At 48.3% G+C, this 12,868-nt stretch carries 11 protein-coding genes; 9 read left to right on the top strand and 2 right to left on the bottom strand.

The annotated features are described in order from the left end of the window. The 8 genes from Mcas_RS01680 to Mcas_RS01640 all read left to right on the top strand — a co-directional run. Nucleotides 1-763 (top strand): ISAzo13 family transposase (locus tag Mcas_RS01680; RefSeq protein WP_040333655.1); only part of this gene is annotated, 763 nt, incomplete at its 5' end. A gap of 2 nt (nt 764-765) precedes the next feature. Further along, nucleotides 766-2,526 (top strand): bifunctional diguanylate cyclase/phosphodiesterase, encoded by a 1,761-nt coding sequence (locus Mcas_RS01675; RefSeq protein ID WP_052566690.1) that lies wholly within the window; start codon nt 766-768, stop codon nt 2,524-2,526. A 126-nt stretch (nt 2,527-2,652) separates the two neighbouring features. Beyond that, nucleotides 2,653-4,395, top strand: coding sequence for a DNA mismatch repair endonuclease MutL (gene mutL, locus Mcas_RS01670; protein ID WP_040333653.1), 1,743 nt, complete (start codon nt 2,653-2,655; stop codon nt 4,393-4,395). 70 nt (nt 4,396-4,465) lie between these two features. Further along, nucleotides 4,466-4,735, top strand: coding sequence for an Lcl domain-containing protein (locus tag Mcas_RS19100; protein WP_081853521.1), 270 nt, complete (start codon nt 4,466-4,468; stop codon nt 4,733-4,735). 295 nt (nt 4,736-5,030) lie between these two features. Continuing rightward, the gene (locus Mcas_RS01660; RefSeq protein ID WP_040333651.1) at nt 5,031-5,264 is read left to right on the top strand and encodes a hypothetical protein; all 234 of its coding nucleotides are present in this window, start codon (nt 5,031-5,033) and stop codon (nt 5,262-5,264) included. Beyond that, the gene (locus tag Mcas_RS16060; RefSeq protein WP_052566689.1) at nt 5,265-5,906 is read left to right on the top strand and encodes a type II toxin-antitoxin system RelE/ParE family toxin; all 642 of its coding nucleotides are present in this window, start codon (nt 5,265-5,267) and stop codon (nt 5,904-5,906) included. Nucleotides 5,907-6,050: 144 nt separating this feature from the next. Further along, the gene (locus tag Mcas_RS01650) at nt 6,051-6,923 is read left to right on the top strand and encodes a DNA recombination RmuC family protein (protein ID WP_040333650.1); all 873 of its coding nucleotides are present in this window, start codon (nt 6,051-6,053) and stop codon (nt 6,921-6,923) included. Between the two features lie 1,200 nt (nt 6,924-8,123). Then, nucleotides 8,124-9,056 carry an ABC transporter ATP-binding protein gene (locus tag Mcas_RS01640; protein WP_040333648.1) on the top strand — a complete coding sequence of 311 codons (933 nt, stop codon included), beginning with the start codon at nt 8,124-8,126 and terminating at the stop codon, nt 9,054-9,056. Between the two features lie 347 nt (nt 9,057-9,403). Here the strand turns inward: Mcas_RS01640 and Mcas_RS01635 are convergent, their stop codons facing one another. Both Mcas_RS01635 and Mcas_RS01630 read right to left on the bottom strand, forming a co-directional pair. Then, the gene (locus Mcas_RS01635; protein ID WP_040333647.1) at nt 9,404-10,336 is read right to left on the bottom strand and encodes an AAA family ATPase; all 933 of its coding nucleotides are present in this window, start codon (nt 10,334-10,336) and stop codon (nt 9,404-9,406) included. 22 nt (nt 10,337-10,358) lie between these two features. Beyond that, nucleotides 10,359-11,192, bottom strand: a complete 834-nt coding sequence (locus tag Mcas_RS01630; RefSeq protein ID WP_081853520.1) for a DsbC family protein — start codon at nt 11,190-11,192, stop codon at nt 10,359-10,361. A 165-nt stretch (nt 11,193-11,357) separates the two neighbouring features. On the opposite strand from Mcas_RS01630, the gene Mcas_RS01625 reads away from it, so the two are divergent. Beyond that, nucleotides 11,358-12,860: an endonuclease/exonuclease/phosphatase family protein gene (locus Mcas_RS01625; RefSeq protein WP_040333646.1), complete on the top strand. Its 1,503-nt coding sequence runs from the start codon at nt 11,358-11,360 to the stop codon at nt 12,858-12,860. The last annotated feature ends 8 nt before the right edge of the window (nt 12,861-12,868 follow it).

Below are 12,868 nucleotides of genomic sequence, written 5' to 3'. Positions count from 1 at the left end.
GAAGATACGTGAGGGTTCAGACCATCCCGACCGCGATGCTCAGTTTAGATACATAAACGAGCAAGTGGTTGATTTCCAACAGCGTCAAGAACCAGTAATATCTGTGGACACCAAAAAGAAGGAACTTGTAGGTGATTTTAAAAATGCGGGACGTGAATGGCAACCGATGGGACAACCCGATGTGGTACGGGATCATGACTTTGCCGACAAGGAACTTGGTAAGGTCAATCCCTATGGGGTATACGATCAAGGCGCAAATATAGGCTGGGTAAGTGTTGGTACAGATAACGATACTTCGGAGTTTGCAGTGGAAAGTATCCGCCGCTGGTGGCGTAAAATGGGGTGTGAACATTATCCCAATGCTAAAACACTTCTCATTACTGCTGATTGCGGGGGCAGTAATGGCTATCGTGTCCGTTTGTGGAAGGTTGCACTCCAACGTTTTGCAAACGAAACAGGTTTAAACATATCGGTTTGTCACTTTCCACCGGGAACCAGCAAATGGAATAAAATAGAACATAGAATGTTCTGCCATATAAGCATGAACTGGCGTGGTAAGCCTTTGACAAGCCATGAGATAATCGTAAATCTAATAGGTAGCACCACAACAAATAAGGGTTTAAAGATCAAGGCAGAACTGGATACAACTGCTTACTCAAAGGGAATTAAGGTGTCTGATGAAGAATTTGACAAAGTTAATTTAACTAAGGCTTCATTTCATGGTGAATGGAATTATACTATAGCACCTAATTGTTCAAGTTAATTATGGACAGTTACTTAGTGCTGGATGTCCTGTTTTCATTTCCCTCATTTGCTATAAAACCTATTGGTTGCATATTTCTGTATGATGATACGACAAGTATATTAAAGATGGTAGCAATAAAAAACTTTCCTACTGCGCTATTAGAGCCATGTAAGGAAATTCAGACAGGAAAGTGCCTGTGTGGGTTAGCGGTATTAAAAAAGAGACTGATATATAAGGATCGTTTTGACAGTGAACACGTGATCTGCTATGAAGGTATGCCGGATCATGGTCATTATTGTGCACCGGTTATAATGGAAGACAGGGTGGTAGGTGTCATCAATGTATATGTTGACGTTGGGCATAAGAAGAGCAAGACAGAGGAGCAATTATTGTTGATGCTTGCAGATACATTGGCGGCTATAATTGAACGCAGGATGACTGATGAGAAGCTCGAATATATGGCAAACTACGATGCGCTGACAGGGATACCAAACAGGACGCTATTGTTTGACAGATTAACCCAAAGCATAAGTCAATCAAAGCGTTATAAGGACAAGACGGCTGTTTTGTACATAGACCTTGATAAATTCAAGGCCATCAACGATAAACACGGACATGATGCAGGTGATGTCGTGTTAAAAAAAGCCACTGACAGGCTTAAACGCTCCGTAAGAGATGTAGACACAATAGCCAGATTAGGAGGGGATGAGTTTGCTATAGTGGTCAGAGGCTTCAATAAGCTGGATGAGCTGACGGAGCTGTGCAACAGGATAATTGACGAGATAGACAGGCCTATGGAATATAAGGGAAAAACGTTATTAGTCAATGCCAGTATCGGCATAAGCGTATATCCAAGAGATGGCAGTGATAGCATGTTGCTTCTAAAAAAAGCCGATACTGCCATGTATAACGCAAAGACGTCTTTAGGCAGCAATTTTTTATTTTATGAAGACAACATGGGTGAAAATCTAAGGGAGAGAGATTCACTGGAAGAAGATATAAACTATGCCATAGCAAACAACCAATTTGTACTGTACTATCAACCCATGATAGACCTTAGAACCGGCAAGACAACGGCAGTAGAGGCATTAATACGTTGGAACCATCCGGTATTTGGCATGATATACCCTGACAGATTTATCTCCCTGGCAGAGGAGGCAGGGCTGGGTATAGATATAGACCGATGGGCAATAAGGACGGCGATTGAGCAGAATACCTTGTGGCATGAAAAAGACGTACCTTTGCTAAACATAGCCGTCAATGTCACATGTAACAACTTCCAGCGAAATGACTTTGTTGATACTGTCATTCATCTGTTGTTGGAGAGACAAATGGACCCTGCGTTTCTCGAAATTGAGATAACCGAGTGTATTGTCAACCAGAACATAGAGCAGACCACAAAGGTTTTAACCCAGCTTAGTAACGCAGGGATCAAGGTGTCACTGGATGAATTTGGTGCAGGTTACTCGTCTTTGATTTATTTGAAGCGTCTGCCCTTCAATAAGATAAAACTGGATAAGTCTTTTATCACGGATGTAACACATAATCAAGACGCACTGGTAATAGTAAAGACCATAATAGATATGGCACACAATCTGAAAAAACCCGTAGTAGCAGAAGGAGTTGAGATGCAAGAGCAGTTGGAATTGCTCAAGTCACTAGACTGTGACGAGGCGCAAGGTTATTTGTTTAGCAAGCCTCTCGGTGCCGAAGATTTTGTGGTGTTTGAGAGGGAAGGTATCCTCTTAAAAAAGCATGGTAAGCATAACTCAGAATCTTAACTTGCGCGGGAAGGGGTCAAGGGGGCTGGCCCCCTTGCGGGGGGTTCTGAAGGGGGCGGAGCCGCCCCTTTCTTGTCTTAGAATGTTACCATGAAATATAAAGAAGATACGGGATAAGGTTAATTAATGGCTATAATTGAGATACTCAGGGATGACCTGATCAACCAGATAGCGGCCGGCGAGGTGATAGAGCGTCCGGCGTCGGTGGTCAAGGAGCTGGTGGACAACGCCCTCGATGCCGCCAGCACGGATATAAGGGTGGACATACTCCTGGGCGGCAAGCGTCTGATACGGGTCTGCGACAACGGCTGCGGGATGGACAGAGAAGACGCCATCAGGTGCATACAAAGACACGCCACAAGCAAGATCAAGGAGGCCGAAGACCTGTTTAACATCACCACGATGGGTTTCAGGGGCGAGGCGCTCTCCTCAATTGCCGCCGTCTCCAAGTTGACCATATCAACGGCGCTGAACAGTCCGTCCGTGCCCTCGGAGGGGACGTTTATAGAGGTTCACGGCGGCGTAGTCAAGGACGTTAGGGACAAGGTCACATCGGGAACTACCATTGAGGTCAGAGACCTCTTCTACAACACCCCCGTGCGAAAGAGATTTCTCAAGGGCACGTCTACTGAATTGTACCACATCACGGAGACCGTCACGCAGGTGGCGCTTATAAATCCACAGAGACGCCTTTCCCTGTACATCGACGAAAAGGAGGCGCTGAGTCTGCCTGCTGCATCGGGCATAGACGAGCGGATTGCCATGCTCTACGGAAGCGACTTTCTGCGGGCGCTGCTCCCCTTTGAGGTCAGCGGGGATGGTTTGAGCATCCGAGGGTTTGTCTCAAGGGCCGAAAGTGCCAGAAAGTCACGCTCACACCAGTACATCTTTGTCAACAATCGCTGCATCAGAGACAACGTCATAAGACATGCGGTGTATCAGGGGTTTAAGGACATCCTGCGTGAGGGTGCGCATCCCGTGTTTTTCCTCTACATAGAGTCAGACCCCGCCACGGTCGATTGCAACGTACATCCCACAAAGCAGGAGATACGCTTTCTACACAAGGACTACATATACCAGCAGGTGATAACCGGCGTAAAGGGGGCCATCAGGCAAGGCAACGACCACAGGGCTAATCCTGCCCAGTCCCAAGCTCAATCTGCGTCTACCCCGCTGTCGTCATCGCCGTCAATACCGTCGTCAAAGCCAACTCCCGCAACCGTTGAGGCAGGGCCGTTCAAGTATAAACCAAAGGAACAGTCCCCCGAGTGCGTGGTCAGAGAATCCGCCCCCCTGCCATACACACCCTCCAGGGACTACCTCTACCTTGGGGACGTCTTTGTGGCATATGCCGACAGGGACCGTTTGGTCATCGCCGACCACCACGCAGCACACGAACGGGTGATGTATGAGCGGCTCAGGGATGGCGTGGGACTTGTGACTAACCGTTTGCTGTTTCCGATCCAGTTGAAGCTGCCATTGAAGGAGTTTTCGCTGTTGCGTCTGAACATGGACAAGGTGCGACAGATGGGCATTGAGATCGAGGAGTTTGGTGCCGATACGTTTATAATCAGGGGGGTGCCGGCTGAACTCAAGGGTGTTGATATCTCTGCCGTGTTATCGGATATAGCCTCCAGCATGATTGATACAAGCGCTGTCAGTCCCACGGATGACATCAAGGACGTCATGGCAAAGCGCATTGCCTGTCATAGTGCAGTGCGCGGGCGGGTTGTGTTGTCATCGGAGGAGTTAAATGCGCTTTTTAGGCAGTTGGTGTCAACAAACGACCCACATCATTGCCCCCACGGTCGTCCAACGCAGGTGTATCTCTCCCACGACGACCTCAGGAAGATGTTTAAGCGCAAGTAGAGAAAACAGAGATAGAAGGTTTTGTGTTATACTGAAATAATACAGTTTTTTTCAGGCATGATAATTAAAGTTGTACACCCTTTGCAGGGAGGACGGGACTACGACAGGGTTAGACCTGAATGAAACCCGGTATTACGATTGTAACGGTCATAAAGTTGATCGTTGGTCACAGCTTAGGGACGATGGTTTTGATGTACCGTCTGACGGCTACTGGTCCTCTACTACCTACGCTAGCAGTACGAGCCGCGCATGGTTCGTCCACATGGTCGACGGCAGCGTCTACGCCGGCTACAAGTCCGACTACGGCCTCTACGTTTGGCCAGTTCGTTCCGGGCATTGATGATTGGGTCATTCGGTCATTTGGTTCTTTATCTTTTGGGTGCAGGGCTAAAGCCCTGCCCACTTTTTTTGCAGGCTGTTGGGTTGCACATAATTTTACCATAACATTAGTCTCCGCCTAAGATGTCTCGCCGTGCAGTTGCCAAATGAGAGTGGGACGTGTTATTGTAGAAATAGAAGACACGAAGGGAGGATTATAACCGAACGCAAATACCCACGCTGTTAGGGGTGCCGTGGTTTAGGTCAGCCCTTTATGGTACGATAACTTAAATCCTTATGAGATTAGAGGTGCCGTTATGAAAGTAGAATTAACCCCTGATGCCGCCCAATGGGTGGAAACTGAGCTTGCTGCCGGCAACTTTCCAACAGCGGAGGATGCCGTTGGCTACGCTATCAATCATGCTAAAATAGCCAAACTTCGCGCCGAGCTTGAAGCCGCCGAAGCGGAAGGAGGCAGGTTTACGTCAGACGAGGTAAGACGCTTTGTACGCGAGCAGCTTGATCGTGCTGCGCTATCAAACGTACAATAAATGCCACGTCTTGTTTATACGGCAGCGGCTCGACGCGACATGTTTGATATAGCTACCTATATCGAGAGCGAGAGTGCCAGCCGTGCCGTTGCCGAAAGATTTACAGACAGGCTTACCGATTATTGCGAACAAATTGCAAAACTGCCTAGCCTGATAGGTCGGGCACGACCAGAATATGGGCACAATTACCGCAGTGTTACCTATGGCAGCTATGTTATTTTCTTTCGTTATACCGATGAAGACGGCCTACGCAGCCATTTGTATGTGATAGAGAAAGATAGCCGTGAAGAAGGTGCCGAAAGAAACACAAAGTACATATTCATAAAATCATTTCTTGACAAGAACAAACAGATAAACTTCATGTCTGTCACTATTCAACGAGAAGGCAAGGAGATAGTAATAAGTTCATATCGCAGAGGGTTACATGCTCTTATCAAGGATATCGAGGGGAGCAGAACGCTATATGTTTCTGGTGCCAACGCCAAGACAGCCGACTCTGCCCCGCTGGAGCGTCCTACCATTACAGACGGGCCCCTTTACAGGCGGGCCCCTTTACAGGCGGGCCCCTTTACAGGCGGGCCCCTTTACAGGCGGGCCCCTTTACAGGCGGGCCCCTTTACAGGCGGGCCCCTTGATACTTGATACCTCTACTTTACCACACCATGACGAGTATGTCAAGGGGACAGCAAGGATGGCAGCGATAAACATACCTCGCCAGTGCAGTTGCAGAATGAATGCGGGACGTGGTATTGTAAATGTAGACGATATGAAGGGAGGATTATAGCGATGCAAATGATATTGGAAGCAAGGGTTGGCAACTTAGAGATGCTCATGGCAGAGGTGATAGAGCTTTGCAGGGAGTTGAAGCTCGAGGCAGCGGAGCGTGATCGGAGGGATGAGGAACGTAATCGGAGGGAGAAGGAGGAGAAAGCAGAGCGGGATCGGAAGGAGGCGGAGCAGGCTCAGAGGGAGAAGGAGGAAAAAGCAGAACGGGATCGGAAGGAGGCGGAGCAGACTCAGAGGGAGAAGGAGGAGAAAGCAGAGCAGGATCGGAAGTGGCAGGAATACATTCGGCAAGAGAAGGAGGCAATGGAAGCCTTCCGGCAAGAGATGAGAGAGAAGGATGCTCGTTTCAAGGAGTGGCTTGAACAGGACAAAGAGGAAAGGGAAAAAGCACGTAAGGCATTCGAGCGGCAGGTTAATAAAGCAATTGGTGATAGTTCTAACAAATTCGGAACTCTCGTTGAAAATTTAATAGCGCCTGGAGCAAAACCACTAATAAGACAATATTTTAAGTGTGAACCCGATGATTTTCGTGTAAGAGCCATGAAACGGAATGGGGGTAAAAAGTGTGAGGTTGACGTCTTGCTCATCTGCGAAGATAAGGCATTCATGATAGAGGTAAAATCTAAACCTGATGACCGAGACGTCATGAAGATACTTGCTAAGGCGAAGACACTAACGACCTTTTTCAACGAGTGTGTCGGTAAGCAAATAATCCCCATGTTGGCAAGTACATTTATTGAGGAAGACATTATCAACCTTGCAACAAGCAACGGACTGCATGTTGTCGCATACAGACAGTGGGAGTACCTCGACATCCTTAATTTCGATGCGATAAACGAAAAGAACAAAGACAAAGATACCCCTCTGACCTAAAACTGAAGTTGTCGTACAGACACCTGACAGTCTCTTTTTTTAAAGTGAATAGGCCTCAGAGTCTTTCCTTATGAGCTACGTCTTTATCTTGGAGCACACATAAATTTACCATAACCTTGGGGTTTGTCTGAAATTACATGCTTACAACGAGGTAACATTGTCGATCAAAATATCCCACGGCACGGTTGCCAAACGCCGATGGAACATGCTATTGTAGAAATATAAGACACGAAGGGAGAATTATAACCCAACGCAAATACCCACGCTGTTAGTGGTGCCGTGGTTTAGTTCCGCCCTTTATGGTACGATAACTTAAATCCTTAATATGGACACAATTACCGCAGTGTTACCTATGGCAGCTATGTTATTTTCTTTCGCTATGCCGATGAAGACGGCCTGCGCAGCCATTTGTATGTGGTTCATATCGTACATGGCGCGCGTGATCTTGATACTTATTTTATCCGGTCTTTACAAGAACACTATGATTTCGCACTTTCTGGATTCCTGCTTATGCAGGAATGACATAGAACAGCCAAAATCGCCATTTACTGTCATTCCCGTGAAAACGGGAATCCATTTTCAAGAACTGCATAAAATGCTGGTTTATAAAAAAGTGCGAAAGTATAGAAGAACAGACAGATAAACTTCATATCTGTAACTATTCAACGAGAAGGCAAGGAGATAGTTATAAGTTCATATCGCAGAGGGTTACATGCTCTTATCAAGGATATCGAGGGGAGCAGGACGCTTAATATGTTTCTGGTGCCAACGCCAAGACAGCCGACTCTGCCCCGCTGGAGCGTCCTGCCATTACAGGCGGGCCCCTTGATACTTGATACCTCTACTTTATCCACACCATGACGAGTATGTCAAGGGGACAGCAGGTACAGGGCAGGGCTAAACATACCTTCGTAGCACAGTTGCAGAATGAGTGCTGGGGGTGCTATTATAAATGTATACGATATGAAGGGAGGATTATTAGTTGACAATGTCACATTACAATTTTTGCAACTAAAAAATTTTACTTCTTATGGTAATTAACAAGTGTGAAATAATGGGGTCAAGGGGACTTCTTCGTGCCCGGGGCGGGTGCGATTTTTATGGCAGTGGTGCCTCACCCCCTGGAGCGCCAAGAAGCGGAGCCGCCACTTTCTTGTATTGCACACAATCGAAACTTATTTATGGGCAGGTAAACAGGGTTTGAATGAATCGGTTATTTCGGTGAGGGACGTCCACAAGACCTACGGCAAGGTCATGGCGGTGAGGGGGATATCGTTTGAGGTCAGGGGTGGGGCGTGCGTTGGGCTTTTGGGGCCTAACGGGGCCGGCAAGAGTACGCTGATGAAGATGATCTATGGCAAGTCGCTCAGGGATGAACACCCCGGCAGCGCCATCTCCGTCTTTGGCTACGACCCCATGTACGATGAACTGAAGATCAAGAGCATCTGTGGCGTTGTACCGCAGGAGGATAACCTAGACGTCGAACTCAACGTTGTAGAGAACCTGATGACGTTTTGCAAGTTCTATGGCCTCAGACGACGTGAGGCGTTAAAAAGAATCGACGAACTGCTTGATATCATGGAACTCTCTGACAAGCGCGATGCCAGGATCAGGAGTCTCTCCGGTGGTATGAAGAGGCGGTTAATCATAGCGCGTGCCCTTATCAACAATCCACGGCTATTGATCCTGGATGAGCCAACCACGGGCCTAGACCCGCAGGTGCGACACTTCATGTGGAACAAGCTCAGGCAAATGAAAAAAGACAACCTTACGATCCTGCTCACTACGCACTACATGGAAGAGGCGTTTCAGTTGTGTGATGACCTCGTCATCGTCAACGAAGGTCAAAAGGTCATCCAGGGCAATCCCAACGAGTTGTTGCAGCGTCACATCGAACGCTACGTCCTGGAGCTGCGTCAGCCGCACGTCGTACAGCGAATCAGCGACCACATAGACAGCCTCAATCTGCGCTCAGACCACGCCCACGGCACTACGCACGTATACTCCAACAGCATAGACCCCCTGCAGGACATCATCAAAACCCTCAACAGCGACGACTACTACCTGCGTCAGGCAAACCTCGAAGACCTCTTCCTCAAGGCCACGGGAAGGTCCCTCAACGAAACACAGTAGCCACACTACCCACCGGTATCTCTCTAAAGTTAGAGAATTTATATGAGGTTTATTAATTTGACAATGTCACATTATAGTAAAATCGGGGGTTTAAGAGATTGTCTGAACCAGGATTACACAGATTAAAGGATTTACAGGATGTCAGGTATAAGGTTTTTTTTAACATAAATCTTGATAATCCCTTAATCCGTTAAATCGTGGTTCAGACATTTTTAGTTGTAAGAAATGGAATATGACATTTTCACGGTAAAGAAAAAAGAAGGGGGCGGCTCCGCTACCCCTCAGAACCCCCTGCAAGGGGAGGGGTGAGCCACCCTGGGCACGAAGAAGTCCATATCCTATAAGAACTACACAGGTGCAGGGATTTGCCCGATCATGGTTTTGATGATCTCTTTTCTGGTCTGGGCGTCAAAGTCCTCTTTAAACAGGACTCTGTGTACAATCGTGTACTGTGCGAGTTCCTTAACGTCCTCCGGGATGACAAAGTCTCGGCCACTGATAAAGGCATTTGCCCTGGCCGTGGCGGTCATGGCCAATGCCCCGCGCGTGGAGATGCCCGATGCAAGGTACTTATGGGTTCGGGAGGCCTCCACTATGTCTATGATGTAGGCCAGTATTTTTTCCGAAACGTGGACGTTGTTGCGGATGTCCTGCTGTATTTGCAGTGTATGTTCCTTGTCGATAACCGGCTTCATGTTGTAGAGTTCCTGGCGTCTGCTACCCCCGCGCAGGATGTCCAGCTCCGACTCCCTGTCGGGATAGCCTATGCTTATCTTGAGCATAAACCGGTCCATCTGAGACTCCGGCAGCGGAAAGGTGCCATACTGCTCCAATGGATTCTGCGTGGCCAGGACAAAGAATGGTCGTGATAGCTGATACGTCTTTTCCTCTATCGTGACCTGCTTCTCCCCCATGGCCTCTAACAGGGCACTCTGCGTCTTAGGCGTGGCACGGTTGATCTCATCAACCAGGACGATGTTGCTAAAGATCGGTCCGTGATGAAACTCAAACTCGCCCTTGTTCTTGTTGTAGATGGATAAGCCGGTTATATCTGAAGGCAAGAGGTCGCTGGTACACTGCACTCGCCCAAAATTCAACCCCAGAGACTTGGCTATGCCAATGGCCATCGTGGTCTTGCCCAGCCCCGGCAGGTCTTCTATCAGCAGATGACCACGCGAAAAAAAGGCTACCAAAGACAACCGCAACGCCCTCTCCTTCCCCTGCAAGTAGAACAATAACGACTTGATCAGCTGATTTATCTTTCCGTTGTCTGTATCCACAGAATTTCCACAAGCAAGCGTGCTATTTCTTGCGATTAGTCTTTTTTGTTTCCTTTGTGGATTGACTGCTCTTGTCGATTTCCCTTACGAGGTCGTCGGCCTTAAATGCCCCTCGCAGCACCCTGCCATCGGGCATGACGACTGCCGGAGTGCCGGTTAAACCGAGTTTTTCAGCCAGCTTTATGTTATCGTCAATTGCGCTTGTTTCGCAGCCAGGCTCTGGAAGCTCCTTGCCTTCAAAGGCATCGTCCAGCAGCTTCAGCGATTTTTCGCACGCTACGGCCTTTGTCTTCTTGTACGACGTCGGATGTATCGCCGTCAGGGGAAACAGTATGACGTGGATGCTAATGTCTTTTCTCTTTTCAATTAACGCCTTTAATTCCCCGTGCAACTGCTTACAGAACGGACATTCGGGGTCGGTAAATACAATCAATTTTATTTTAGCATTACCGGCTCCCATCAGGAGGCTGTTCTTGAGCGGGATCGTAGAGACATCCACCTTGTTTACCTCTGTGAGTCTGTCTTCGGTCAGATTGTGCTTTGTCTTTATCTTTACGATATTGCCTATGAGGATGTTTTCTTTGGAGTAATCCATGTATGCGATGACACGGTTTTTGCCCGTGTTTATAGTGATCTCCCACAGTCCCTTGGACGGTGACTGCTGAACGGCCTCAACCGTTGCAGCCGGGGCAAAGTCCTTTAGCAGTTGTCCGGCTTCCTGCACGTTGAGCTTGTGACACGAGGCACAGTTCTCATCACACCCACCAAAGGCAAGCACCTCATCGACAACATAGAAACACCCAATGCCCAGAAACACCATCAGTAAAACCACGATTGCTATATTAGATTTCATCATATGACACTATACCACATATGAACAGGTTGTGTCAACAGGGCAAATTGTCTCTTACGAAAGTTCCCCAACTTTTTATGCACCCATTGTTCGTTGCATTTTTCTTGCTGACCGTGATATATTAGTCTGATAGCACGATACGCTAAATCTGAAGATGGAGTGATTTAGATGGATACGAATTCAATTGTATATGCAATCGCAGGGTTTCTTATACCTTATCTCCCCTACCTGACGGGACGGCTAAAGACCGACAAGGTTGAAGATACATATGCACTGCGCTGGGCTACGGCCATATGGGATAAAATCAAGGACGAACTCAAGACCAAACCTGCCCTGAAAGAGGCCATAGGTGATGTCTCAGATAACATCTACGACGATGATGCCCGCAGCGCCTTCCGCCTTCAGCTCAAAAAGCTGCTGATGCAGAGACAGGATGTCCTTGAGAGTCTCTCCGGCCTGTGGACGGAGCTAAATGCACGTGGTGTCCATGCGGTATTGGACAGGGAACTGGCATCGGCCCAATGGCTGGACGTCCTGAAGGGGTCTGACGATGTCCTCCAGCGCCTGGAGATGATACGCCTGCTCAGAACGGGGGTGCCACCTCAACAGATAGTGGCCAGATTTCACACAGACCTCAAGTACCTCTATCGGGTACACTCGGCATTTACGCTCAGTGGGGTCTACGGCATACTCTCCGGCTCAAACATACGGCACTGGATGGATGGCCTCAACCCCGATGACCCCTTCCTTAGACGCCTGGAGATGATACGCCTGCTGCGCAGCGGTACACCCGTAGAAACTATAGCCACCGAGTACAACGCCACAAAGGAATACATCTACAGACTCAACGACCGCTTTACCCGCTCAGGCACCCTGGGTATATTCACAGAAGACGATATGCTGAGGTATCGCTCCTTTAACCCCAGACTCATACGCGTATGCTCGTTTAACCTCCACGGTCTGCACGATGAAAACCCCCTGCGCCTCAAACGCATTGCCAACGAGCTATCCGTCTTTGACCCCGAACTCTGCGCCTACCAGGAGGTCATAAGCGGTGCCGGAATACAAGAAACAAGCGCACAGATAGCAACCTGGATGACCAAGATCACTGGCTGCTACTATAGAACACACTATGCCTACTGTCACCAGTTTATGGATAAGTATCCCGAAGGAGTGGCGGTATCGGCCAAGGCCCAACTGGTCAACGTGCAGCGCATAGACCTCAACAACGATCTGACCGACAACGTCCGTCCGCTGATGGAGCGCTATGCCGCCACGGCTGATATTGACTTGTATGGCGCCAGGGTCGTCTTTGCCTCCGTGCACCTTGACCACGGCGACAATCCAAATATCCAGCTTGCACAGGCGGAGAAACTGCTCAAGGAACTCAAACTCCGTTACCAGCACAGTGACTACCTCTGCACGATCATCGCAGGGGACTTTAACAGCAAGGAAAACTCTCCGGTCATGCAATATCTCACCGAAGAGGGTTACGCAGATACCTACAGACAGTGTCATCGCCTTGGCGGTGATACCTTTCCGACAACCAATCCATTCGCCAGGATTGATTACATAATGGTAAAAGGGAATGTCAGGGTAAAGGCGGCTGAACTCATACTCAATGACCCTGAACTCAGTGACCATATCGGATTGCTGGCCGTTATAGAATAATAAAAAAA

The organism is Candidatus Magnetobacterium casense (assembly GCF_000714715.1).
GTDB lineage: Bacteria > Nitrospirota > Thermodesulfovibrionia > Thermodesulfovibrionales > Magnetobacteriaceae > Magnetobacterium > Magnetobacterium casense.
The sequence above is the reverse complement of the archived record's forward strand: the minus strand, read 5'-3'. Positions and strand labels throughout refer to the sequence as shown.